Origin of the sequence: Kitasatospora sp. NPDC093806, assembly GCF_040683335.1 — a bacterium.
Lineage (GTDB): Bacteria > Actinomycetota > Actinomycetes > Streptomycetales > Streptomycetaceae > Kitasatospora.
Genome location: NZ_JBFBDO010000024.1, coordinates 1 through 22700, shown reverse-complemented (window position 1 = coordinate 22700; position 22700 = coordinate 1). Strand labels below are relative to the sequence as shown.

The 22700-nt window shown below is 74.0% G+C and carries 22 protein-coding genes and 1 pseudogene; 14 read left to right on the top strand and 9 right to left on the bottom strand.

The window, feature by feature from the left end:
- Nucleotides 1–95 precede the first annotated feature (95 nt).
- Both AB0N76_RS14940 and AB0N76_RS14935 read left to right on the top strand, forming a co-directional pair.
- The gene (locus AB0N76_RS14940; protein WP_363557007.1) at nt 96–314 is read left to right on the top strand and encodes a hypothetical protein; all 219 of its coding nucleotides are present in this window, start codon (nt 96–98) and stop codon (nt 312–314) included.
- A gap of 115 nt (nt 315–429) precedes the next feature.
- On the top strand, nt 430–1185 hold the full coding sequence (locus tag AB0N76_RS14935) for a hypothetical protein (RefSeq protein ID WP_363557005.1): 756 nt from the start codon (nt 430–432) through the stop codon (nt 1183–1185).
- A gap of 78 nt (nt 1186–1263) precedes the next feature.
- On the opposite strand, the gene erpA is transcribed toward AB0N76_RS14935, so the two are convergent.
- Nucleotides 1264–1617 (bottom strand): iron-sulfur cluster insertion protein ErpA, encoded by a 354-nt coding sequence (gene erpA, locus AB0N76_RS14930; RefSeq protein WP_359897039.1) that lies wholly within the window; start codon nt 1615–1617, stop codon nt 1264–1266.
- 244 nt (nt 1618–1861) lie between these two features.
- Between erpA and AB0N76_RS14925 the strand changes: the two genes are divergently transcribed.
- Nucleotides 1862–2734, top strand: a complete 873-nt coding sequence (locus AB0N76_RS14925) for a GNAT family N-acetyltransferase (protein WP_363557002.1) — start codon at nt 1862–1864, stop codon at nt 2732–2734.
- A gap of 73 nt (nt 2735–2807) precedes the next feature.
- Here AB0N76_RS14925 and AB0N76_RS14920 read toward each other — a convergent pair whose 3' ends face one another.
- The 3 genes from AB0N76_RS14920 to AB0N76_RS14910 form a co-directional block, all read right to left on the bottom strand.
- Nucleotides 2808–4175, bottom strand: a complete 1368-nt coding sequence (locus AB0N76_RS14920; protein WP_363557000.1) for a pyridoxal-dependent decarboxylase — start codon at nt 4173–4175, stop codon at nt 2808–2810.
- A gap of 214 nt (nt 4176–4389) precedes the next feature.
- Nucleotides 4390–4854: an Lrp/AsnC family transcriptional regulator gene (locus AB0N76_RS14915; RefSeq protein ID WP_344345500.1), complete on the bottom strand. Its 465-nt coding sequence runs from the start codon at nt 4852–4854 to the stop codon at nt 4390–4392.
- Nucleotides 4855–5029: 175 nt separating this feature from the next.
- Nucleotides 5030–5953, bottom strand: coding sequence for an NADP-dependent oxidoreductase (locus tag AB0N76_RS14910; protein ID WP_363556998.1), 924 nt, complete (start codon nt 5951–5953; stop codon nt 5030–5032).
- A 200-nt stretch (nt 5954–6153) separates the two neighbouring features.
- Between AB0N76_RS14910 and nadA the strand changes: the two genes are divergently transcribed.
- A complete protein-coding gene (gene nadA / locus AB0N76_RS14905) occupies nt 6154–7338 on the top strand; it encodes a quinolinate synthase NadA (protein ID WP_363556996.1) in 1185 nt (394 codons plus the stop codon).
- Between the two features lie 112 nt (nt 7339–7450).
- Here the strand turns inward: nadA and AB0N76_RS14900 are convergent, their stop codons facing one another.
- Both AB0N76_RS14900 and AB0N76_RS14895 read right to left on the bottom strand, forming a co-directional pair.
- Nucleotides 7451–7744, bottom strand: a complete 294-nt coding sequence (locus tag AB0N76_RS14900; protein WP_363556994.1) for a hypothetical protein — start codon at nt 7742–7744, stop codon at nt 7451–7453.
- A gap of 36 nt (nt 7745–7780) precedes the next feature.
- Nucleotides 7781–8584, bottom strand: a complete 804-nt coding sequence (locus AB0N76_RS14895; RefSeq protein ID WP_363556992.1) for a PspA/IM30 family protein — start codon at nt 8582–8584, stop codon at nt 7781–7783.
- 300 nt (nt 8585–8884) lie between these two features.
- On the opposite strand from AB0N76_RS14895, the gene AB0N76_RS14890 reads away from it, so the two are divergent.
- Both AB0N76_RS14890 and AB0N76_RS14885 read left to right on the top strand, forming a co-directional pair.
- Nucleotides 8885–9484: a DUF3043 domain-containing protein gene (locus AB0N76_RS14890; protein ID WP_363556991.1), complete on the top strand. Its 600-nt coding sequence runs from the start codon at nt 8885–8887 to the stop codon at nt 9482–9484.
- Between the two features lie 230 nt (nt 9485–9714).
- Nucleotides 9715–10413: a methyltransferase domain-containing protein gene (locus AB0N76_RS14885; RefSeq protein ID WP_363556989.1), complete on the top strand. Its 699-nt coding sequence runs from the start codon at nt 9715–9717 to the stop codon at nt 10411–10413.
- A 49-nt stretch (nt 10414–10462) separates the two neighbouring features.
- On the opposite strand, the gene AB0N76_RS14880 is transcribed toward AB0N76_RS14885, so the two are convergent.
- On the bottom strand, nt 10463–10666 hold the full coding sequence (locus tag AB0N76_RS14880; protein ID WP_363556987.1) for a hypothetical protein: 204 nt from the start codon (nt 10664–10666) through the stop codon (nt 10463–10465).
- A 130-nt stretch (nt 10667–10796) separates the two neighbouring features.
- Here AB0N76_RS14880 and cobU point away from each other — a divergent pair.
- From cobU to AB0N76_RS14845, 7 genes and pseudogenes are all read left to right on the top strand, one after another.
- Nucleotides 10797–11345, top strand: a pseudogene (cobU, locus tag AB0N76_RS14875) (bifunctional adenosylcobinamide kinase/adenosylcobinamide-phosphate guanylyltransferase); the annotation flags it as partial.
- Between the two features lie 28 nt (nt 11346–11373).
- Nucleotides 11374–12489 carry a nicotinate-nucleotide--dimethylbenzimidazole phosphoribosyltransferase gene (locus tag AB0N76_RS14870; protein ID WP_363556985.1) on the top strand — a complete coding sequence of 372 codons (1116 nt, stop codon included), beginning with the start codon at nt 11374–11376 and terminating at the stop codon, nt 12487–12489.
- A 395-nt stretch (nt 12490–12884) separates the two neighbouring features.
- Nucleotides 12885–13670 carry an adenosylcobinamide-GDP ribazoletransferase gene (locus tag AB0N76_RS14865; RefSeq protein ID WP_363556983.1) on the top strand — a complete coding sequence of 262 codons (786 nt, stop codon included), beginning with the start codon at nt 12885–12887 and terminating at the stop codon, nt 13668–13670.
- A 301-nt stretch (nt 13671–13971) separates the two neighbouring features.
- Nucleotides 13972–15480, top strand: coding sequence for a leucyl aminopeptidase (locus tag AB0N76_RS14860; RefSeq protein ID WP_363556981.1), 1509 nt, complete (start codon nt 13972–13974; stop codon nt 15478–15480).
- Between the two features lie 424 nt (nt 15481–15904).
- Nucleotides 15905–17311, top strand: a complete 1407-nt coding sequence (gene lpdA / locus AB0N76_RS14855) for a dihydrolipoyl dehydrogenase (protein ID WP_363556979.1) — start codon at nt 15905–15907, stop codon at nt 17309–17311.
- A 57-nt stretch (nt 17312–17368) separates the two neighbouring features.
- Entirely contained in the window at nt 17369–19156 is a 1788-nt protein-coding gene (sucB, locus tag AB0N76_RS14850; RefSeq protein ID WP_363556977.1) for a 2-oxoglutarate dehydrogenase, E2 component, dihydrolipoamide succinyltransferase, read from the top strand.
- Between the two features lie 140 nt (nt 19157–19296).
- Nucleotides 19297–19812, top strand: coding sequence for a DUF4240 domain-containing protein (locus tag AB0N76_RS14845; RefSeq protein WP_363556975.1), 516 nt, complete (start codon nt 19297–19299; stop codon nt 19810–19812).
- 51 nt (nt 19813–19863) lie between these two features.
- Here the strand turns inward: AB0N76_RS14845 and AB0N76_RS14840 are convergent, their stop codons facing one another.
- Together AB0N76_RS14840 and AB0N76_RS14835 are read right to left on the bottom strand one after the other, a co-directional pair.
- A complete protein-coding gene (locus AB0N76_RS14840; RefSeq protein WP_363556973.1) occupies nt 19864–20919 on the bottom strand; it encodes a DUF2510 domain-containing protein in 1056 nt (351 codons plus the stop codon).
- Nucleotides 20920–21150: 231 nt separating this feature from the next.
- A complete protein-coding gene (locus tag AB0N76_RS14835) occupies nt 21151–21651 on the bottom strand; it encodes a GNAT family N-acetyltransferase (protein ID WP_363556971.1) in 501 nt (166 codons plus the stop codon).
- Nucleotides 21652–21745: 94 nt separating this feature from the next.
- On the opposite strand from AB0N76_RS14835, the gene AB0N76_RS14830 reads away from it, so the two are divergent.
- On the top strand, nt 21746–22651 hold the full coding sequence (locus AB0N76_RS14830) for a TIGR01777 family oxidoreductase (protein ID WP_363556969.1): 906 nt from the start codon (nt 21746–21748) through the stop codon (nt 22649–22651).
- Nucleotides 22652–22700: the final 49 nt, after the last annotated feature.

The following is a 22700-nucleotide window of genomic DNA, read 5'->3' as shown; positions in this document are numbered from 1 at the left end:
CCCCCGCCTAGGGTCGGCCGGGAGGGGGCCGTTCCCGGCTCCCGCCCAGGCCCGTGGCGCCGCTGCCACGGCACGGTGGATCGGAGTGATGGCCGATGATGCCCACGCACCACCCGCTGCGGGTCCCGCCCGCGCTGCGCGGCGACGCGGACGGCGAGTCCCTGGACGCGCTGGTGGACTCCTCGCGCCGGCTGCGGCGGTTCTGGCCCCTGCTGGCCACCGGGCCGCAGGAGAACGCGCCGGTCAGCCCCGGTTTCCGGGTGCCCTCCGGGGCGCAGCGGCTGGTCGCGGCGATGCCCGAGTACGGCCCGTAGGCGCCGCCCGGGGGTGGGGTGGAAAGTTGGCCGGAACCGGATTGGTCCGGGCCACGTCACATCCGCGCGGTGCGGCCTCCCGGGCGTGCCGCTGAGCCCTCGGGAGGATGTTCAGATGGATCTGGAGACGATGCCCCGGCGTTCCGGCCGGGCGCGCGCGGTGGCGCTGGCGGGTCTGGTGCTGGCGGCGGCGACCGTGCTGACCGGGTGCGGCGGCGGGACCACGGCCGGTTCGGACGCGGCGGCCTCCGGGACGGGGCAGCCCCCGGCGAGCGCGTCCGCCTCCCCCGGTTCGCCGACCGGTGCGGCGGATCCGTCGGCCGCCACGGCGGCGCCGGCCTCCCCGTCCGTCCCGGCGCCGGTGACCACCCCGCCGGTGGACCCGACGGCGACCACCCCGGATCCCCGGCCGGCCAGCCCGGCGCCGGCCACCAGCGTGCCGGGGCCGGCGAAGACGCCGACTCCGGCGGCCACTCCCCCGGGCTCGGGCGGCAACGGGATCGCGGTCGGCGAGCCGGCCCCGAACGGGACCGGGACCGGGGCCGGCAACGGCTCCCAGGTGCACCCGGCGATCACCTACCGGGTGGACGGCAACCGGTTGACGGTCTGGTTCTACGGCGGGGTCTGCCAGCGGTACGCGCTGAAGGCGGACGAGTCGAAGCCGGGCCGGGTGGACGTGAAGGTGACGGTGGCGGCCCCGGTCCCGGCCGGTCAGGCCTGCGCCGACCTGGCCCGGCGGCAGACCGTGACGGCCGACCTCAAGCAGGCGCTCGGCGGCCGGGCGGTGACCGACCTGGTGACCGGCCAGCAGGTGCCGCTGGAGGCGGACCCGAAGGTCGGCCCGGACCCGGAGATCGCCGGCACCCCGTGACGGCTGCCGGGCCGACGGCGCCCGGACACGACGAAGGCGGCCCCGGGGATTCCCGGGGCCGCCTTCGCGTCGGACCGACTAGCTGAACGAGTCGCCGCAGGCGCAGGAGCCGGTGGCGTTCGGGTTGTCGATCGTGAAGCCCTGCTTCTCGATGGTGTCGACGAAGTCGACGGTGGCGCCGCCCAGGTACGGGGCGCTCATCCGGTCGGTGACGACCTTCACACCGTCGAAGTCCTTGATCACGTCACCGTCGAGCGAGCGCTCGTCGAAGAACAGCTGGTAACGCAGGCCGGAGCAGCCACCGGGCTGGACGGCGACGCGCAGCGCGAGGTCCTCGCGGCCTTCCTGCTCCAGCAGGGCCTTGACCTTGCCCGCAGCGGCATCGGTGAGGAGGATGCCACTCTCTACGGTGGTCTCGTCCTGGACGGTCATCTGCTTTCTCCCGGTCTTGACGACGGTCTGCCGCCAGTGCCAACCAACGGCCGCCCGGTTTCATTTCCCGGACGGCGAGCGTGTTTCGGCGGTTCGTGGCGGCGGCCTTTCGGTGGGCCGGGCGTGTACCCGCTCCCCATACGCTCCCCATGCTCGCACACCGGCGGACCACGGTCACCGCCCGAGCCGACCGATCCGGGCGAACCGGCCCCGCGGCGGGGCCCGGACGGCCAGGATGGACGGCATGATCCTGCGCCCGGTCCAGGACACCGCCGCCGACGCGGAGGTCGTCCAGCACATCGCCCGCGCCGCGTTCGCGTCGCTCCCCGACGCCCCCTCCCCCACCGGTCCGCCGCCGCCGTCGTCGGTCTACCAGGCGGCCCGGACCAGGCACCTGGCGCGCACCGATCCGCAGGGCTGCTGGGTGGCCGAGCTGGACGGAGAGCCGGTGGGCGCGGTGCTCGCGCTGCGCCGCGAGGGGGTCTGGGTGCTGGCGCTGCTCGTGGTGCTCCCGCAGGCGCAGGGCAAGGGGGTGGGCCGGCTGCTGCTGGAGCGGGCCCTCGCGTACGGGCGCGGCTGTCTGCGCGGGATGCTGTGCGCCTCGCCGTCCCCGGCGGCCGTCCGCCGGTACCGGCTGGCCGGGTTCACGCTGTACCCGGCGATGCAGCTGACCGGGCGGGTGGACCGGGCCGGGCTGGTCGATCCCGGCGACATCCCGGTGCACCGGGGCAACGCCGGCCACGCGCACCTGCTGGACTCGGTGGACCGGCGGCTGCGCGGGGCGGCGCACGGCCCGGACCACGGGCTGCTGCTGGCGCACTGCGAGGAGCTGCTGGTCGCGGACGCGCTGGCGGGCAGCGGCTACTGCTACCGGGACGGCGGCGAGGTGAAGCTGCTGGCGGCCACCTCGAAGCGGATCGCCGTCCGGCTGCTGCGCGAGGCGCTGGCCCGGGTGCCGGAGGGCGTCACGGCGCGGGTGGAGGCCCTGACCGCCGAGCAGGAGTGGGCGCTGGACGTCGGGCTGGAGGTGGGTCTGACCGTGGAGACCCGCGGCTACCTGGGCCTGCGCGGGATGCGCCCGCCGGCGCCGTACGTGCCGAACGGGGGGCTGCTGTAGGGCGGGTCCGACCGGGAACGCCGCCGCCCCCGTCGGCCGGGCCGACGGGGGTGGCGGGGTCACGCGTGACGCGTCACGCCATGGTGTCGAGGATCTCGCGGACCATCTCCATGGTGGTGCCCGGGTGCAGGAAGGCGAAGCGGGCGACCGTCTCGCCGTCCCAGCCGGTGGGGGTGACGAAGCCGATCTGGTCCGCGAGCAGCTGCTGCGACCAGCGGTAGTAGTCGTCGTTGGTCCAGCCGGTGCGCTTGAAGCAGACCGCGGAGAGCTGCGGGTCGAACAGCAGCTCCAGGTGCTCGGTGTCGCGGATCAGCTGGGCGGTGTCCCGGGCCAGCGTGAGGCCGGTCTCGATGGCGTCGGTGTACGCCTGGACGCCGTGCACGGCGATCGAGAACCAGAGCGGCAGGCCGCGGGCGCGCCGGGTCAGGTGGTAGGCGTAGTCGGTGGGGTTCCACTCGTCGCCCTCGGTGTGCAGGACGTCCAGGTAGGAGGCGTCCTGGGTGTGCACGGCGCGGGCGAGCTGCGGGTTGCGGTAGATCAGCGCGGCGCAGTCGAACGGCGCGAACAGCCACTTGTGCGGGTCGACGACGAAGGAGTCGGCGTGCTCGATGCCGTTGTAGCGCTCGCGGACGGAGGGGGCGAACAGGCCCGCGCCGCCGTAGGCGCCGTCCACGTGGAACCACAGGTCGCGCTCGCGGGCGACCTCGGACAGGCCCTGGAGGTCGTCGACGATGCCCTCGTTGGTGGTGCCGGCGGTGCCGACGACGGCGATCACCGTCTCCGGGTTGGGGTCGGCGGCCAGCGCGGCGCGCAGCGCCTCGCCGGTGAAGCGGCGGTTCACGGTCGGCACCTTGAACGCCTCGACACCGATGATGTTGAAGGTGTTCTTGACCGAGGAGTGGACCTGGTCGGCGACGGCGATCCGCAGCCGGGCCTCCGGACCGACGCCGAGCTTGCGGCGGGCGGTGTCACGGGCGACCACCAGGGCGGAGAGGTTGCCGGCCGAGCCGCCGGAGACGAAGCAGCCGCCGGCCGACTCGGGCAGGCCCGCGCGGTCCGCTATCAGGCGCAGCACCTGGTTCTCGGCGGCGATCGCGCCGGCCGCCTCCAGCCAGGAGATGCCCTGGAGCGAGGCGCAGGAGACGACCATGTCGAACAGCAGCGCGGCCTTGGTGGGGGCGCACGGGATGAAGGACAGGTAGCGCGGGCTGTCGGCGGAGATCACCGCGCGGGACAGCTCGTGGTCGTAGAGCTTGAGCACGTCGGCCGCGTCGTTGCCGTGCTGGTTGAGCAGGCCGGACAGCTGGGCGCGCAGGTGCTCGCCGTCACCGGGGTGGTCCAGCGGGACGGGGTCGTACTGCAGCCGGTCGCGCATGTAGTCGAAAACCAGGTCGACCAGGTCGCTGTCGGGCCGGTGCATGCGGTCGGGGGCTGCGGACACGGGTGTCCCTCTCGGCTGTGGGGTGTCGGGGAGGGCCCGGCGGCACAGGGGGGGTTGGCGCCGTGCCGGCCGGACGTGATCAGCGTAGGCAGCGACGGCCCCTCGCCGCGCGTCGGAACGCGGCTGGTCAGGCAGCTTTCGAGCGTCTTCGGCCGGTCCCGCGCAGGATTCCTGCGTGGCGCTGGAATCGGCCGTCCAGGGGGTCTGGCCGGGTCTAGCCGATGAGCTGGGAGAGGACCACGGAGGAGCGGCTGCGCTGGACGCCGGGCTCGCGGCGGATCCGCTCGATGACCGCCTCCAGGTGGCGCATGTCGGCCGCCCGCAGGTGGACCAGCGCGTCCGGGTCGCCGGTGACCGTCCAGGCGGCGACCACCTCGGGGAACTGCCGCAGGCTGGCGAGGATCTCCTCGGGGGCCGTCCGCTCGCGGCAGTAGACCTCGACGAAGGCCTCGGTCTGCCAGCCGAGCACCGAGGGGTCGAGCACGACCGTGAAGCCGCGGACCACCCCGCGCGCCCGCAGCCGGTCGATCCGGCGGCGGACGGCGGTGGCGGAGAGGTTCACCTGGAGCCCGATCTCCGCGTACGAGGCGCGGCCGTCGCCGGCCAGCCGGGCGAGGAGGAGGCGGTCGGTCTCGTCCAGGGAGGCCCCGACCGTCTCGTGCGCTCGGCTGCTGCTCATCGGTGCGGGGCTCCACGGGTCGTGCGGCTTCGGGGACGGGGGCGGCGGGGCGGCGGTGGCCCGCCGAAACGGTTCGGCACCCATTCTGGCGGATGACAGGTGCGAGTCCACCGCTGACAGATGACGGCGGGAGGACGGGCGGGGGGACGGGCGGGCGTCCGGGCGGGGGCGGCCGTCAGTCGGCCAGCAGCACGATCTTGCCCCTGGTCCGGCCCTCGGCACTGAGCGCCTGCGCGGAGGCGGCCTGGGCCAGCGGGAACACGGAGGCGACGGTCACCGTCAGCCGGCCCTCGTCGGCGAGCGCGGCCAGCTCGGCCAGCCCGGCCGCGTCCGGGCGGACCCAGACGTAGCGGCCGCCGAGCGCCTTCACCCCGTAGTCGGCGACCGAGGCGATCCGCGCCGGGTCGGCGACCAGTCCGGCCGAGACCGCGACGGCGTCGCCGCCGACCAGGTCCAGCGCGGCGTCCACACCCGCCGGGGCGAGCTCCCGGACCCGCTCGGCCAGGCCCTCGCCGTAGCGCACCGGCTCGGCGCCGAGGCCGCGCAGATAGGCGTGGTTGCGCTCGCCGGCGGTGCCGATCACCCGGGCGCCGAAGGCCCGGGCGAGCTGGACGGCGAGGTGGCCGACCCCGCCGGCCGCGGCGTGCACCAGGACGGTGTCCCCGGCGGCCACGCCCACCGCCCGCAGCGCCTGGAGGGCGGTCAGGCCGGCCAGCGGCAGGCCGCCGGCCTGCGCCCAGTCCAGCGCGGCCGGTTTGCGGGCCAGGGTGCGGACGGGGGCGGCGACCAGCTCGGCGTAGGTGCCGTGCTCGGCCCAGTCCTTGCGGACGTAGCCGTAGACCTCGTCACCGGGGGCGAACTCGGTGACGCCGCCGCCGACCGCGCGGACCACCCCGGCCGCGTCCCAGCCCATCACCAGCGGGAAGTGCGCGTCGAGCAGCCCGTCCAGGTGGCCCTCCCGCACCTTCCAGTCGACCGGGTTCACCCCGGCCGCCCTGACCTCCACCAGGACCGAGTCCGGGCCGACCTTCGGGTCCGGCAGCTCGGTGTACTCGACCACCTCGGGGCCGCCGTAGCGGCGGATCGCGATTGCCTTCATGCGCCCAGCCAAACCCGGCCGGGCCCCGGACGCGATTCGGCCACACCCGGCCGGGCGGGAAGCATCCAATCCGGAGAGCGGTTCTCGTCACATCGACAGGATGGCCATCGTCACTCTGACGCTAACCGGTTATCATAGATTGCGTCAGATAGACGAAAAGGCTGCACCGCTTGATCGGCCGCACAGAAGGGCACCCGCCCGTGACCACCACCATCACCGAGACCTACGGCGTCGACCCCACTCCGACGCCGCTCGCTCTGCTGCTGCTCGGCCGCGAGGCCGACCCGAACAGCGAGCGCGGCGTCGAGTGCCCCGGCGACCTCCCCCCGGCCTCCGACCCGAACCTCGTCGAGCGCGCCCGCGCGGCCAAGGCCGCGCTCGGCGACCGCGTCTTCATCCTGGGCCACCACTACCAGCGCGACGAGGTGATCGAGTTCGCCGACGTCACCGGCGACTCCTTCAAGCTCGCCCGGGACGCGGCCGCCCGCCCGGAGGCCGAGTACATCGTCTTCTGCGGCGTGCACTTCATGGCCGAGTCGGCGGACATCCTGACCACCTCGGCCCAGCAGGTCATCCTGCCGGACCTCGCGGCCGGCTGTTCGATGGCCGACATGGCCACCGCCGAGCAGGTCGCCGAGTGCTGGGACGCGCTGACCGACGCCGGCATAGCCGACGTCACCGTCCCGGTCTCGTACATGAACTCCTCCGCCGACATCAAGGCCTTCACCGGCCGGCACGGCGGCACCATCTGCACCTCCTCCAACGCCAAGCGCGCCCTGGAGTGGGCCTTCGAGCAGGGCGAGAAGGTCCTCTTCCTGCCCGACCAGCACCTCGGCCGCAACACCGCCGTCCGGGACATGGGCTTCTCGCTGGACGACTGCGTCGTCTACAACCCGCACAAGCCCAACGGCGGGCTGACCGCCGAGCAGCTGCGCGCGGCGAAGATGATCCTCTGGCGCGGCCACTGCTCGGTGCACGGCCGGTTCAGCCTGGACTCGGTGAACGACGTGCGCGAGCGGATCCCGGGCGTCACCGTCCTGGTCCACCCGGAGTGCAAGCACGAGGTCGTCGCGGCCGCCGACATGGTGGGCTCGACCGAGTACATCATCAAGGCGCTGGACGCCGCCGAGCCCGGCACCAAGTGGGCCATCGGCACCGAGCTGAACCTGGTCCGCCGGCTCGCCAAGGCGCACCCGGACAAGGAGATCGTCTTCCTGGACCGGGCGGTCTGCTTCTGCTCCACCATGAACCGGATCGACCTGCCGCACCTGGTCTGGGCGCTGGAGTCGCTGGTCGAGGGCCGGGTGCCGAACGTGATCACGGTCGACCCGGAGACCGAGAAGTACGCCAAGGCCGCGCTGGACCGGATGCTGGCCCTGCCGTAACGATTCGCCGCCCCCGCGAGCAGCGGGGGCAAGCCGAAGGGCGGGCCCCCTCCGAGGTGGAGGGGGCCCGCCCTTCTGGTGTCTGGCGCGGAGACGTGGCTACTGACGGTGGCTACTCGGGAATCCCCGGGATCAGGCCGTCGCCCTCGGCCCGCAGCAGCTGCCGGACCTGGTCGATGGTCGCCTCGGCATCCGGGAGGATCAGGTCGGACGGCTCCAGCGAGTCGTCCGGCAGGGGGGTGCCGTACTCCTTCACGGCGCCCAGCAGTTCGCCGAGCGACCGGCGGAAGTGTTCCTCGTCCCCCGACTCCAGTGCGGTGAGGAGCTCCTCGTCGAGCTCGTTGAGCCGGTTCAGGTGGGTCTCGCCCACCTCGAACTGCCCCTCACCCATGACCCTCATGATCATGCCGTGCGTCTCCCTGTTCCTGGGGTGGAGCTCAGGTCACTTGTTGTAGTTGATCCGCGGGGTGTCCTGCTGCTGCGGGGTGACGTCCTGCGGACGGCCCTGCTCGATCGCCTGCGGGGCGGCCGCGGGGCCACCGGTCAGCTCGGCCTTCATCCGGGCCAGCTCCAGCTCGACGTCGGAACCGCCGGCCACCCGCTCCAGCTCGGCCTCGATGTCGTCCTTGCGGCCGAGACCGCTGGCGTCGTCGAGCGCGCCGGAGGCCAGCAGCTCGTCGATCGCGCCGGCCCGGGCCTGCATCTGGGCGGTCTTGTCCTCGGCCCGCTGGATCGCCAGGCCGACGTCGCCCATCTCCTCCGAGATGCCGGAGAAGGACTCGGCGATCCGGGTCTGCGCCTGGGCGGCCGTGTAGGTGGCCTTGATGGTCTCCTTCTTGGTGCGGAAGGCGTCCACCTTGGCCTGCAGCCGCTGGGAGGCGAGCGTGAGCTTCTCCTCCTCGGCCTGGAGCTGCTGGTACTGCACCTCCAGGTCGTTGATCTGGGACTGCATGTTCGCCTTGCGGGTCAGCGCCTCGCGGGCGAGGTCCTCCCGGCCGAGCGAGAGCGCCTTGCGGCCCTGGTCCTCGTACTTCGCCGACTGCTGCTGCAGCTGGGTCAGCTGGAGCTCCAGGCGCTTGCGCGAGGTGGCCACGTCCGCGACGCCACGACGCACCTTCTGCAGCAGCTCCAGCTGCTTCTGGTACGAATAATCCAGCGTCTCGCGCGGGTCTTCCGCCCGGTCCAGGGCCTTGTTCGCCTTGGAGCGGAAGATCAGCCCCATACGCTTCATGATTCCGTCGCTCATGGGCCTCGGGTGCCCCCTTCTCCGGCCTGCGGTCTCTATCTCGTTACCAGACACGACGAGTGTATGTGCAGCGAGCCCGTCGCCGCAGTGCACCTGCCTGCAACAAGACTGCTACAGGTGGGGTCCGTGCGGCCTCATCCGCGGGGTGGATCCCGCCCTCATTCCACCCGCCGGTCAGCGGAGTGATCCCCTACGGGAAACCCCCAAAAACCCGGGCCCTGGGCCCCACCGGCCGGATCGATACGGGTTTGGGTCCAAGGGCACCGGAACAAGCGGTCCCGCACCCCGTACGCTGGTGGTGTGTTCCGACGCCGTTCAGATGATGCCGCCGCCTCCGCCGCCGTGCTGGAGAAGCAGGACGAGACGACCCAGCCCCGCGACCCGCAGGCGAAGAAGGGCCGCCCCACGCCCAAGCGCAGTGACGCCGAGGCCAATCGGCGCACCCGGGTGACCGTGCCCAAGGACCGCAAGGAGGCCGCCCGGCAGGCCCGCGAGCGGATGCGCTCCGAGCGCGAGAAGCAGCGCACCGCGCTGCTCGAGGGCGACGAGCGCCACCTCCCGGCCCGCGACAAGGGCCCGGTCCGCAAGTTCGCCCGCGACTACGTGGACGCCCGCTGGTCGCTGGCCGAGTTCTTCCTGCCCGCCGCGGTGCTCATCCTGGTGCTCAGCATCGTCAAGGTGCCGACCCTCCAGCTGCTCTCCACGGTGCTGTTCCTGCTCTTCTTCGTCCTGGTGATCCTGGACTTCGTCCGCCTCGGCTTCGGTCTGCGCAAGCAGCTCGCCGAGCGGTTCGCCGGGCAGAACACCCGCGGCGCGGTCGCCTACGGCCTGATGCGCATCCTGCAGATGCGCCGGCTGCGTCTGCCCAAGCCGCAGGTGCGGCGCGGGGAGAAGCCCTGACCGTCGAACCGGCGGACTCCGGCTGGGCCCCTCCCGTCTGGGACGGGCCCGGCCTCTACGCGCTTCCCGGCCAGGGCGGAGGCGGCCACGACCGGATCGGCCCGGACCGGACCGGGCACGAGCGGGCCGGGAACGAGCGGCGACTGCCCTCGCGCAGCGGCGCGTACGCCGCCGGCACCGGCCACTGGCTGGAGCGGCACGGCACCCTGCGCAACCTCGTCCGGCAGGAGATGATCGCCCGGCAGCTCGCCGAGCAGCTCACCGGCCGGACCGCGCAGCGCGTCCTCGACATCGGCTGCGGCCAGGGCACCCAGGCGCTGCGGCTGGCCCGGGCCGGCCACTACGTCACCGGCATCGACTCCGACCCGGTCGCGCTCGGCGCCGCCCACGAGGTCCTCGCCGAGGAGCCGGCGGAGGTCCGCGACCGGATCCAGCTGCTGATCGGCGACGGCCACCAGTGCGGGCGCTGGTTCGGGGCGCGCAGCTTCGACGTCGTGCTCTGCCACGGCGTGCTGATGTACCTGCCCGACCCCGATCCGATGATCGCCTCGCTGGCCCGGCTGCTCGCCCCCGGCGGACTGCTCTCGCTGGTGGTCCGCAACCGCGACGCGCTCGCCCTGCGACCCGCCGCCACCGGCGACTGGCGGGCCGCCCTGGAGGCCTTCGAGAGCGACCGGTACTACAACCGGCTCGGGCTGGCGGCCCGCGCCGACCGGATCGGCGACCTCGCCGTCACCCTCTCCGAGGTGTCCGTGCCGCTGCGGCACTGGTACGGCGTCCGGGTCTTCACCGACAACGCGCCCGACGACACCGCGCCGCCGGTGGACGGCCGGCAGCTCGGCCAGCTGCTGGAGGCCGAGGAGCGGGCCGGCCGGACCGACCCCTACCGGCAGGTCGCCGCGCTGCTGCACGTCGTCGGCATGAAGTGAGCCCCGGGACCCCGACGACTGCCGGGGACCCCGGGGGCTCGGCGGCCGGTCAGCCCTCGTGCAGGCCCATCGTGTAGTGCTCGCGGTCGTCGTCCAGCAGCACGGCGCGGTCCACGCCGTCCTCGACCAGCTGCTTCCAGTTCTCCCCGATCCAGGTCTCCGCGTCGCCCTGGCCCGCGAACTCCTCCGCCTGGCCGCTGCCCGGGGCCACCACGACGCCGTCCGCCTTCTCGTACCGCCACGTCCAGACCATGCCCGGCTCCTCCCGCCGACGACCAACGATGCGCTGTGCTGCGCACCCTAAGCCCTCAGGTTGCCCGGCCCGATCTTCGGTATGCGCGGTGCGCGAGGATGGGTGCATGACACCCCACGCCCCGCTCCCCCGCACCCTCGTCCTCGGCGGCGCCCGGTCCGGCAAGTCCACCAAGGCCGAGCAGCTGCTCGCCCGGTACGAGGACGTGCTGTACGTGGCCACCAGCGGCACCCGGGACGGCGACGGCGAGTGGGCCCAGCGGGTCGCGCTGCACCGGGAACGCCGGCCGGCGAGCTGGCGCACCGCCGAGACCTGCGCGCTGGAGGAGGTCCTCGCCGACCCCGCCGACCCGGCCCCGGTGCTGATCGACTGCCTGGCGCTCTGGCTCACCGCGGTGATGGACGAGTGCGGCGCCTGGGACGACGCGGTCTGGGCGGACGGCGGCGAGGCCGCGGTCCAACGGCGGTGCACGGCACTGGCGGAGGCCTGGGCGGCCACCCGGCGGCAGGTCGTGGCGGTCAGCAACGAGGTCGGCATGGGCGTCGTCCCGGCCACCGCGGCCGGCCGCCGGTTCCGCGACACCCTGGGCCGGCTCAACATGGCGGTGGCGGACGCCTCGGAGCGTGTGCTGCTGGTGGTCGCCGGGCAGGTTCTCACCGTCAAGCCCGCCGTTGGCTGAACACCTGCGGCGTGTAGCCTTCCGGACGATGGACACCACCGTGGATCTCGATACGTTCTCCTCGCTCGTCGAGCGCCCCGACGAGAGCGCCCGGCGCGCCGCCGAGGAGCGCTGGCAGGAGCTGGACCGGCCGCGCAACGGCCTCGGCAACCTGGAGGAGCTGGGCGCCTGGCTGTCGTCCGTGCAGGGGCGCTCCCCGGTGCGGCCGCTGTCGTCGCCCAAGGTGGTGCTGTTCGCCGCCGACCACGGGGTGGCCGGCCTCGGCGTCTCCCGGCTCCCCGCCCAGGGCGGCACCGCGGCACGGGTCCGGGCCGTCCTCGACGGCACCGCGCCGGTCGCGCTGCTCGCCCGCCGCTTCGGCGCCTCGGTTCGGGTGGTGGACGTCGCGGTGGACGCCGACGTCTCCGAGTTCCCGGACGAGGTGACCGCCCACCGGGTGCGGCGCGGCTCCGGACGGATCGACACCGAGGACGCGCTCAGCGCCGAGGAGACCGTCAAGGCGTTCCGGGCCGGGATGGCCGTCGCCGACGAGGAGGCCGACGCCGGCACCGACCTGGTGGTGCTGGGCGACCTCGGGGTCGGCTCGACCACGGTGGCGGCGGTGCTGGTCGGCGCGCTCTGCGGGACCGACGCGGCGGCCGTCACCGGGCGCGGCTCGGGCATCGACGACCGGGTGTGGATGGTCAAGTGCGCGACCATTCGGGACTCGCTGCGGCGGGCCCGGCCGGTGCTGGGCGACCAACTGGCGCTGCTCGGCGCCACCGGCGGGGCGGACTTCGCGGCGATCACCGGGTTCCTGCTGCAGGCCGCGGTGCGGAAGCTGCCGGTCGTGCTGGACGGGGTGGTCTCGGCGGCCTGCGCGCTGGTCGCGCAGCGGATCGCGTTCCGGGCGCCGGAGTGGTGGCGGGCCGGGCAGTCCAGCGGGGAGCCGGCGCAGGCCAAGGCGTACGACCGGCTGACGCTGACGCCGCTGGCGGAGCAGGGGATCACCATGGGCGAGGGCGTCGGCGCGGTGATGGCGCTGCCGCTGCTGCAGGCGGCGGCGGACACGCTGGCGGAGCAGGCGCCGGTGGCGTTCGTGCCGTCGGCGCCGAAGGAGCCGGCGAAGCTGCCGACGGCGGCGGAGCTGCTCGGGCGGCTGTAGCGGCTGCGCGGTGGGTGGAGGGTGGAGGGTGCGTCGGATGGTGACGGGCCCGGAGCCTTCCGCCGCGCGCAGTTCCCCGCGCCCCTGAGGGTGAGCGGGTACTGGACGAGAGCGGGGTGCCGGGCCCGGGGTGCGTCGGAACGTGACGGGCCCGGAGCCTTCCGCTGCGCGCAGTTCCCCGCGCCCCTGAGGGTGAGCGGGTACTGGACGGCAGCGGTGTGCGGGGCCTGGGGTGCGTCGGGTCGTGACGGGTCCGGAGCCTTCCGCTGCGCGCAGTTCCCCGCGCCCCTGAGGGGCGTGGGCCCACAACTGCGGCGCGCCTGAGGGCGTGGGCCCACAACCGCGGCGGCCCTGGTGGGTGTGCCGGGGGCTTGGTTTCGAGGAGTGGGAGAGCTGTGGTGCGGGAGTCCGCCGGGTGGGGGGACGGGCTGCGGTTCGGGTTCGGGACGTTGTCGGTGCTGCGGGTGCGGGTCGAGCGGTGGGACCGGGCCGCCGGGGGGCGGGCGATGGTGGCCGCGCCGGTGGTCGGGGTGGTGCTGGGGGCGCTCGCGGCCGGGGTCGGGGCGCTGGTCGCGTGGCGCGCGGGCGGACTGCTCGGCGCGGTGGCGGCGGTCAGCGTGCTCGCGGCGCTGACCCGGGGCCTGCACCTGGACGGCCTCGCGGACGTCGCGGACGGGCTGGGCAGCGGGAAGCCCGCCGAGGACGCGCTGCGCATCATGAAGCAGTCGGACATCGGGCCGTTCGGCGTCCTCACCCTCGTCCTCGTGCTGCTCGCCCAGGTGGCCGCACTCGCCGGGCAGTTCGCCGTCTCCCCGCTGCGCGGTGCGCTGGCGGTGCTCGCGGCGGCGGTGGCCGCCCGCTGCGCGCTCTCCTGGGGATGCCTGCGGTCGGTGCCGGCGGCCCGTCCGGGCGGGCTCGGCGCGATGGTGGCGAGCACCGTGTCCCCGGCCGCGGCGGTCATGTCGACCGGCGGCGCGGCCCTGCTGACGGCCGCCGCCGGACTCCCTGACGGCCACTCAGCCCTGGTTCTGCCCGCGGCAGTTGTGGTCGGCGTCGGCGCGGCCTGGCTGCTGCTGCGGCGCTGCGTGCGGCGGTTCGGCGGGATCACCGGGGACGTGCTCGGCGCGATGGCGGAGACCGCCGCGACCGGCGCCCTGCTGCTGCTCGCGCTGGCGGGCTGAGGACGGCGCCAAAGCCCGTGCGCCGAAAGGCGGTACACCAGGCGGAGCGTGATCCCACCATGCGGACTACCATGCGGGGAGCACCGCAGCCCTGCACCGTCGCAGGTCCTGCCCGGCCGGCGCACGTTGGGGCGCCGGGGCCTCTGGTGTGCGCGACCGCCGCGGGCGGTGGGCGCGCGCAGCCAGGGGCCCCGGGTCCGGCGTCCACCGGCCGGTCGGCCTGGCCGGCGGTTCCGGGCTGCGCCGGTGCGGCACTCGCGCCGCGACCGGTCGTGGACCGCGAAAGAACAGGACGCATTACGTGACTGCATTGTCTGTGAGCACCTCCTCCGCCGCCTCGCTGCGCGCGGACGCCCTGGTGATCGGCGTGGCGAAGGGCCCCAAGGGCATCGTGCTGGCGCCGGGCGCCGAGGCCGTGGCCGAGGCGTTCGAGGGCAAGCTGGCCGAGGTTCTCAGCACGCTGGGCGCGTCCGGCGCCGAGGGCGAGGCCGTCAAGGTGCCCTCCCCCGCCGGTCTGAAGGCCGCGCTCGTGCTCGCGGTCGGCCTGGGCGAGGCCGCCGAGGGCGGCTACGAGCTGGAGGCCCTGCGCCGCGCCGCCGGTGTCGCCGCCCGCACCCTCGCGGGTGCCAAGAAGGTCGCGCTGGCGCTGCCGGCCGAGTCGGCCGACGAGGCCGAGTCGGTCGCGCTGGGCGGCCTGCTGGGCGCCTACGCGTTCGGCACCTACAAGAACAACGGCAACGGCGGCAAGGAGCCGGTCGGCGAGCTGATCCTGCTGGCGACCCGCAAGGGCAGCAAGGACGTCAAGGCCGCCGTCGAGCGCGCCGCCGTCGTCGGCGAGGAGATGAACCGCGCCCGCGACCTCGTCAACACCGCGCCGAACGACCTGAACCCGAAGGGCTTCGCCGCGATCGCCCAGGCGGCCGGCAAGGAGCACGGCCTCAAGGTCGAGGTGCTGGACGAGAAGGCGCTGGTCAAGGGCGGCTTCGGCGGCCTGCTCGGCGTCGGCACCGGCTCGGTCAACCCGCCGCGCCTGGTGAAGGTGGCCTACACCCACCCGAAGGCCAAGGCGACCCTGGCGTTCGTCGGCAAGGGCATCACCTACGACTCGGGCGGCATCTCGCTGAAGCCGGCCGGCCACAACGAGACCATGAAGTGCGACATGGCCGGCGCCGCCGCCGTGTTCGCCGCCGTGGTCGCCGCCAAGCGCCTGGGCCTGCAGGTCAACGTCACCGCCTGGCTGGCGCTGGCCGAGAACATGCCGTCCGGCTCGGCCACCCGTCCGGGTGACGTGCTGCGCATGTACGGCGGCAAGACCGTCGAGGTGCTGAACACCGACGCCGAGGGCCGGCTGGTGCTGGCCGACGCCATCGTGCGGGCCGGCGAGGAGAACCCGGACGTCATCATCGACGTCGCGACCCTGACCGGCGCGATGATGATGGCGCTGGGCGCCCGCACCTTCGGCGTGATGGCCAACGACGACGAGCTGCGCGCCACCCTGCACGCGGCCGCCGGCGAGGTGGGCGAGCAGTCCTGGCCGATGCCGCTGCCGGCCGACCTGCGCAAGGGCATGACCGACTCGACCATCGCCGACCTGGCGAACATGGGCGACCGGATGGGCGGCGGCCTGGTGGCCGGCCTGTTCCTGAAGGAGTTCGTGGCCGAGGGCATCGACTGGGCGCACCTGGACATCGCCGGTCCGGCGTTCCACGAGGGCGCGCCGTTCGGCTACACCCCGAAGGGCGGCACCGCGAGCGCGGTGCGCACCCTGGTCCGCTTCGCCGAGCAGAAGGCGGCGGGCGGCAAGGCCTGAGTGGCCTGAGCGGCCGGGTACGGCTGACGGGACGGGGTCCGGCGCGGGTGCGCCGGGCCCCGTCCGGCTTCCCGGGCGGGACGGGAGCCGGGACCAGGGCCGGGGTTACCTGCGGGTAGGGCGCGCCGGGCGCGGATCGCACCCCTGTTCGCTGCGGGCGAAACTTTGTTCCGCACTGCGGAACCCGGGGCTCCGCTGCCCCCGGAAACCCCCGCCCGGGCCCTGTCAACCCCGCCCTGAACTGCGCCGATGCCCCTCCGTCCGGGGTGTTCCCACCCCTGCGACCACCCCCGGGGACGCCCCCGGGGCGGACCCGGACATCAGTCGCCGCGAACAAGTGCGAAGATGTATTTCCGGCACGACTGGGCGCCCCACAAAGGCTTCCGAACCACCGGACCGTGACCGGCCCGGCGATCCACACCCCATGCATGGAGGACGTGACGTGGCGAACGACGCCAGCACCGTTTTCGACGTAGTCATTCTCGGAGGCGGAAGCGGCGGTTACGCCGCGGCGCTCCGCGCCGCCCAGCTGGGCCTGAGCGTCGCCCTGATCGAGAAGGGTGAGCTCGGCGGCACCTGCCTGCACCGCGGCTGCATCCCGACCAAGGCGCTGCTGCACGCCGCCGAGATCGCCGACGAGACGAAGGAGGCCGCCGAGTTCGGCGTGCTGGCCACCTTCCAGGGCATCGACATCAACGGCGTCCACAAGTACAAGGACGACGTCATCGCCGGCCTGTACAAGGGCCTCCAGGGCCTGGTGGCGTCCCGCAAGGTCACCTTCATCCAGGGCGAGGGCAAGCTCTCCTCGCAGACCTCGGTGGACGTCAACGGCCAGCGCGTCGAGGGTCGCCACATCGTCCTCGCCACCGGTTCGGTGCCGCGCTCGATCCCGGGCCTGGAGATCGACGGCAACCGCGTCATCTCCTCCGACCACGCCCTGAAGCTCGACCGGATCCCGAAGTCGGTCGTCATCCTCGGCGGCGGCGTGATCGGCGTCGAGTTCGCCTCGGTGTGGAAGTCGTTCGGCGTCGAGGTCACCATCGTCGAGGCCCTGCCGCACCTGGTCCCGCTGGAGGACGAGAACTCCTCCAAGCTGCTGGAGCGCGCCTTCCGCAAGCGCGGCATCAAGTTCGAGCTGAAGGCCCGCTTCTCCGGCGTCGAGTACACCGAGACCGGTGTGCGCGTCTCCACCGAGAACGGCAAGCAGATCGACGCCGACCTGCTGCTCGTCGCCATCGGCCGCGGCCCGGTCTCGGCCGGCCTGGGCTACGAGGAGAACGGCGTCGCGATGGACCGCGGCTACGTCCTCGTCGACGAGTACATGCGCACCAACGTGCCGACCATCTCGGCCGTCGGCGACCTCGCCCCGACCCTGCAGCTGGCCCACGTCGGCTTCGCCGAGGGCATCCTGGTCGCCGAGCGCCTGGCCGGCCTCAAGCCGGTGCCGATCGACTACGACGGCGTCCCGCGCGTGACGTACTCCAACCCCGAGGTGGCCTCCGTCGGCATCTCCGAGGCCAAGGCCGTCGAGCTGTACGGCAAGGACAAGGTCGTCACGCTCAAGTACAACCTGGCCGGCAACGGCAAGAGCAAGATCCTGAAGACCGCCGGCGAGATCAAGCTCGTCCAGGTCAAGGACGGCGCCGTGGTCGGCGTCCACATGGTCGGCGCCCGCATGGGCGAGCAGGTCGGCGAAGCCCAGCTGATCTACAACTGGGAGGCTCTGCCGGCCGAGGTCGCGCAGCTCATCCACGCGCACCCGACCCAGTCCGAGGCCCTGGGCGAGGCGCACCTGGCGCTGGCCGGCAAGCCGCTGCACGCGCACGACTGATCGCGCCCCCACACCCCAAATTCCAGTTCGCAAGACTTGATAGGAGTCGCTGAAACCATGGCGGTCTCAGTAACACTGCCCGCGCTGGGCGAGAGCGTTTCCGAGGGCACCGTCACCCGTTGGCTGAAGGCCGAGGGTGAGCGGGTAGAGATGGACGAGCCGCTGCTCGAGGTCTCGACCGACAAGGTCGACACCGAGATCCCGGCCCCGGCCTCCGGCATCCTGGCCTCGATCAAGGTCGCCGAGGACGAGACCGTCGAGGTCGGCGCCGAGCTGGCGATCATCGACGACGGCACGGGCGCCCCGGTCGCCGCCGCCGCGCCGGTCGCCGAGGCCGCTCCGGCCCCGGTTGCCGCTCCGGCCCCGGTCGTCGAGGCCCCGGTCGCCGCTCCGGCCGCTCCGGTCGCCGCGCCGGCTCCGGTTGCCGCCCCGGTCGCCGCCGCCCCCGCCGCCGACGCCACCCCGGTGCTGCTGCCGGCGCTGGGCGAGTCGGTCGCCGAGGGCACCGTCACCCGCTGGCTGAAGGCCGAGGGTGACACCGTCGAGGTCGACGAGCCGCTGCTCGAGGTCTCCACCGACAAGGTCGACACCGAGATCCCGTCGCCGGTCGCCGGCACCCTGGTGAAGATCCTGGTCGGCGAGGACGAGGTCGCCGAGGTCGGCGCCCAGCTCGCGCTGATCGGCGCCGCGGGTGCCGTCGTGGCCGCCCCGGCCCCGGTCGCCGCCCCGGCTGCTCCGGCTCCGGTTGCCCCGGCTGCCCCGGTCGCCGCCCCGGTTGCCGCTCCGGCCCCGGCCGCCCCGGCTCCGGTTGCCGCTCCGGCCCCCGTTGCCCCGGTCGCCCCCGTTGCCGCCCCGGCCCCGGTCGCCGCTCCGGCCCCGGTCGCCCCGGCTGCTCCGGCCGCCCCGGTCGCCGACGCCGGTGACGCCTACGTCACCCCGCTGGTCCGCAAGCTCGCCGCCGAGCACGGTGTCGCGCTGTCCGCCGTCACCGGCACCGGTGTCGGTGGCCGCATCCGCAAGCAGGACGTCCTGGCCGCCGCCGAGGCCGCCAAGGCCGCGCCTGCTCCGGTCGCCGCCGCTGCCGCCCCGGCCGCCGCCCCGAAGGCCGCCGCCGCGCCGTCCGCGCTGCGTGGCCAGACGGTCAAGATGACCCGCATGCGCAAGGTCATCGGCGACAACATGATGAAGGCCCTGCACGAGCAGGCGCAGCTCACCAGCGTGGTCGAGGTGGACGTCACCAAGATCATGTCGCTGCGCGCCAAGGCCAAGGACTCCTTCCTCGCCCGCGAGGGCGTGAAGCTGTCCCCGATGCCGTTCTTCGTCAAGGCCGCCGCCCAGGCGCTGAAGGCCCACGCGGTCGTCAACGCCCGGATCAACGACGCCGAGGGCACCATCACCTACTTCGACACCGAGAACATCGGTATCGCGGTGGACTCCGAGAAGGGTCTGATGACCCCGGTCATCAAGGGTGCGGGCGACCTCAACATCGCCGGCATCTCGAAGAAGACCGCGGAGCTGGCCGGCAAGGTGCGCGACAGCAAGATCACCCCGGACGAGCTGTCCGGCGCCACCTTCACCATCAGCAACACCGGCTCGCGCGGTGCGCTGTTCGACACCGTCATCGTGCCGCCGAACCAGGCCGCGATCCTGGGCATCGGCGCGACGGTCAAGCGCCCGGTCGTCATCGAGGCCGACGGCGGCACCGCCATCGGCATCCGTGACATGACCTACCTGTCGCTCTCCTACGACCACCGCCTGGTGGACGGCGCCGACGCCGCCCGCTACCTGGTGGCCGTCAAGGAGATCCTGGAGGCCGGCGAGTTCGAGGTCGAGCTCGGCCTGTAAGGCTGCAAGGGTCATCGGCAGTACCCGGAACCCCGCGTCGTCCCCGGACGGCGCGGGGTTCCGCGTTCCGCGCCCGTTCCGGGTGATTCACGTGCTCTTCGCATGCGCCGGTGCGGCCGAACAGGGATGCTGGAGCGGTGATGGACGAGACCGACTTCTGGCAGATCATCGACGAGACCCGGGAAGCCGCCGACGGCGACCCGGACGAGCAGGCGGACCGCCTGGTGGAACGGCTCGTCCAACTGGCCCCGGACGATGTCATCGACTTCGCCCGGCTCTTCGAGGCCCGGTTCCAGCGCGCCTACCGCCACGACCTGTGGGGGGCGGCGTACCTGCTGCTGGACGGCGCCTCCGAGGACTCCTTCGACTACTTCCGGTGCTGGCTGATCGGCCAGGGCCGGGACGTCTTCGAGGGCGGGCTGCACGAGCCGGACGACCTGGCGGACCTGCTGCCCGGGTTCGACGAGGAGGAGGACGGCGAGGCCGAGGAGCTCGGCTACGCCGCCGACGAGGCGTACGAGCAGCTGACCGGGCTGCCGCTGCCCGAGGTGGGCGGACGGCAGCCCGCGCGGCCGGCCGGGGCGACCTTCGACTTCGACGACCCGGACGTCATGGCGAAACGGTTCCCCAAGCTCTGGGAGCGGTACGGGGACTGACCCCCCGCCCGCCCGGGACGGCCCCGGGCGGGTCGTGGGCGGGTCGTGGGCTCAGGTGGTGGAGCCGGTCCCGGAGCCCGAGCTGTTGTCCTGCTTGATGCCCTTGAGGATCTGGTCCAGCACGGTGGGGTCGGGCGCGCCCGCGGCGTCGTCCACCCCGCCCTCGAAGGCCACGTAGCCGCCGCCCTTCGCCGGGACGGCCACCATCAGGATGTAGCCCTTGCTGCCGTCCCCGGTGGTGATGTGCCAGCGCACGGCGTAGCCGGAGATGCCCGCGACCGTGGTGCTGGACGAGCCGGCGTCGGTGTGCGAGGTGATGTTGGTGAAGATCGCCGCCGCGTAGCCCGGCATCGCCGCCTCGGCCGCCGCCCGGGCGGTGGTGCCCGAGATGGTCTCCTTCTCGACCGAGAACTGGCCGCGGATGCAGTTGCCGCCGCCGGAGCAGGTGTACTGGCCGCTGCCGAGGAAGACCGAGGAGCGGGTGCCGCCGGTGGTCGCCTCCCAGCCCTCGAAGACCGGCACCGTGATGGCGTGCTGCGGGTCGGCCACGGTGTCCTTGACCACCGGGCTGGGGCGCGCGGGGGTGGTGGGCGGCGGTGGCGGGGTCGACCTGCTCGGGGTCGGGGTCGGGGTGGTGGCGGTGGGGCTCGGGGTGTCGGTGACCGTCACGGTCGCCACCGGCGGGGTCTTGTCGGCGGACGGGCCGTCGCCGCCGCTGTTCAGCACGATCGCGGCCGCCACGCCGATCACGGCCAGCACCCCGACCACGATGCCGACGGCGGTGCCGGTCTTGATCCGGTTCGGCTGCGACGGCGGCGGGTAGGCGGCCGGCGGGTAGCCGTAGGCGGGCTGGTCCGGCGCCGGGTAGCCGTACCCGGGCTGCCCCTGCTGCGGGGCGCCGTAGCCGTAGGACGGTGGCGGGGGCGCGGCGGCCTGCGGCGGGTTCTGCCAGGAGACCTGCGTCGGGGCGTCGGCGAGCTGGCCGCCGCCGGCCTGGACGGGCCGCACGTCGCTGGTCCAGGCCGTGCCGTCCCACCAGCGCTCATGGCCGGCCGTGCCGTCCGCACCCGGTACCGGGTACCACCCGGGAGGCGTCGAGTTGCTCACGGCCGTACCGTACCCGTCCGGGTGATGGTCCAGACAGGGCGGGTCTGTCACGACTCTGCACCACCCGTGCACCGGATCTGACGACGCGTCAGTAACCTGCGGACGGTTCGCGGACGCTCGGCGGGCGGGCCGCGGATGCTTCGCGGACGGTCCGTGGGTGGTGCGTGGACGGTGCGCGGGTGGTGCGTGCCGGGAGGGCCCGGAGCTGGTCCGGGCCCGGGTGCCGGGCGGTCAGTCGGTGAGCGGCCGGGCCATCCAGATGTCGTCGACGTACCGGCCGTCGATCAGGAACTCCTCGGCGAGCGAGCCCTCGACGACGAAGCCGCAGCGCTCGTAGAGGCGGCGGGCCGGGGCGTTGTGGCCGAGCACCCGCAGGCTCAGCTTGCGGGCGCCCTGCTCCCGGGCGGCCGCGCAGGCGGCCTCGACCAGGGCGGCCCCGAGGCCCCGGCCGCGCACCGAGGTGTCGACGGCGAGGCCCTGGATCTGGCGCACGTGCCGGTTGCTGGCGAGCGGGGTGGCCGGGACGACCCGGACGTAGCCGACGATCCGGCCGTCGAGCAGGGCGAGGCGGAACTGGTCCGGGGTGTGGGTCTCGTCGAACACCCCGGCGTCCTCGGCGGGACGCGGGCCGACGTCGGCCAGCGGGGTCCAGGTGGTGCGATTGAGGACGGCGAGCTCCGGCTCGTCCTCGGCCCGCGCGGGGCGGATGATCAGATCGTCGGCTTGGTGCATGCGCGGCATGCTAGCCATCCCCCGCCCGGGCGTACACGGAATTTCGGGCTCGGCCCGGTTCGGAATCCGCGGTCCCACGGGCGAGGATGGGCCCATGAGAATCGCGGTCACAGGATCCACGGGACTGATCGGCTCGGCGCTCGTCGACTCGCTGCTGGCGGACGGCCACGAGGTGGTGCGGCTGGTCCGGCACCGCTCGAAGACCGGTCCCCGGCCGGACGGCACCACCGCCATCGGCTGGAACCCGCTGCTGGGCGAGATCGACCGGGCCGGACTGGCCGGGGTCGAGGCGGCGGTGCACCTGGCCGGCGCCGGGGTCGGCGACCACCGGTGGACCGACGCCTACAAGCGGGAGATCCGGGAGAGCCGGGTACTCGGCACCGAGACCCTGGCCACCGCCCTCGCCGGGCTGGCCGAGCCGCCGCGGGTCCTGGTCAGCGCCTCGGCCGTCGGCTACTACGGCCAGACCGGGGACCGGGTGATCGACGAGGAAGCGCCGGCCGGGGACGACTTCCTGGCCGAGGTGTGCGTCGAGTGGGAGGCCGCCGCCCGGCCGGCCGAGCGGGCCGGGATCCGGGTGGTCCACCCGCGCACCGGCCTGGTGCTCTCCGCCGCCGGCGGCGCGGGCGGGCGGCTCTTCCCGCTGTTCCGGCTGGGCCTCGGCGGGCGGCTCGGCGACGGCCGGCAGTACTGGAGCCACATCTCGCTGGCCGACGAGGTCGCGGCGCTGCGCTTCCTGATCGACCGGGAGGGCGTCAGCGGACCGGTCAACCTGACCGCGCCCGAGCCGGTGACCAACGCCGAGCTGACGGCCGCGCTCGGGCGGGCGCTGCACCGGCCGACGCCGTTCCCGGTGCCGAAGGCCGTGCTGGGCGCGGTGCTGGGCGAGCTGGCGGTCGAGGTGGTCGGCAGCCACCGGGTGGTGCCGCGCCGGCTGCTGGACGCGGGCTTCCGGTTCCGGCACCCGGACGTCGACTCGGTGGTGCGGGCGGCGCTCTGACGGCCCGGCGGGCCCGGCGGGGCTGGGCGTTCCGGGGGCCCACGGGGCC

Excerpts from the sequence above, each read along its gene's own strand:
- AB0N76_RS14940 (WP_363557007.1), top strand. The coding sequence starts at position 96 with ATGATGCCCACGCACCACCCGCTGCGGGTCCCGCCCGCGCTGCGCGGC.
- AB0N76_RS14935 (WP_363557005.1), top strand. The coding sequence starts at position 430 with ATGGATCTGGAGACGATGCCCCGGCGTTCCGGCCGGGCGCGCGCGGTG.
- erpA (WP_359897039.1), bottom strand. The coding sequence starts at position 1,617 with ATGACCGTCCAGGACGAGACCACCGTAGAGAGTGGCATCCTCCTCACC.
- AB0N76_RS14925 (WP_363557002.1), top strand. The coding sequence starts at position 1,862 with ATGATCCTGCGCCCGGTCCAGGACACCGCCGCCGACGCGGAGGTCGTC.
- AB0N76_RS14915 (WP_344345500.1), bottom strand. The coding sequence starts at position 4,854 with ATGAGCAGCAGCCGAGCGCACGAGACGGTCGGGGCCTCCCTGGACGAG.
- AB0N76_RS14910 (WP_363556998.1), bottom strand. The coding sequence starts at position 5,953 with ATGAAGGCAATCGCGATCCGCCGCTACGGCGGCCCCGAGGTGGTCGAG.
- AB0N76_RS14900 (WP_363556994.1), bottom strand. The coding sequence starts at position 7,744 with ATGATCATGAGGGTCATGGGTGAGGGGCAGTTCGAGGTGGGCGAGACC.
- AB0N76_RS14895 (WP_363556992.1), bottom strand. The coding sequence starts at position 8,584 with ATGAGCGACGGAATCATGAAGCGTATGGGGCTGATCTTCCGCTCCAAG.
- AB0N76_RS14885 (WP_363556989.1), top strand. The coding sequence starts at position 9,715 with ATGATCGCCCGGCAGCTCGCCGAGCAGCTCACCGGCCGGACCGCGCAG.
- AB0N76_RS14880 (WP_363556987.1), bottom strand. The coding sequence starts at position 10,666 with ATGGTCTGGACGTGGCGGTACGAGAAGGCGGACGGCGTCGTGGTGGCC.
- AB0N76_RS14870 (WP_363556985.1), top strand. The coding sequence starts at position 11,374 with ATGGACACCACCGTGGATCTCGATACGTTCTCCTCGCTCGTCGAGCGC.
- lpdA (WP_363556979.1), top strand. The coding sequence starts at position 15,905 with ATGCATGGAGGACGTGACGTGGCGAACGACGCCAGCACCGTTTTCGAC.
- sucB (WP_363556977.1), top strand. The coding sequence starts at position 17,369 with ATGGCGGTCTCAGTAACACTGCCCGCGCTGGGCGAGAGCGTTTCCGAG.
- AB0N76_RS14845 (WP_363556975.1), top strand. The coding sequence starts at position 19,297 with ATGGACGAGACCGACTTCTGGCAGATCATCGACGAGACCCGGGAAGCC.
- AB0N76_RS14835 (WP_363556971.1), bottom strand. The coding sequence starts at position 21,651 with ATGCACCAAGCCGACGATCTGATCATCCGCCCCGCGCGGGCCGAGGAC.
- AB0N76_RS14830 (WP_363556969.1), top strand. The coding sequence starts at position 21,746 with ATGAGAATCGCGGTCACAGGATCCACGGGACTGATCGGCTCGGCGCTC.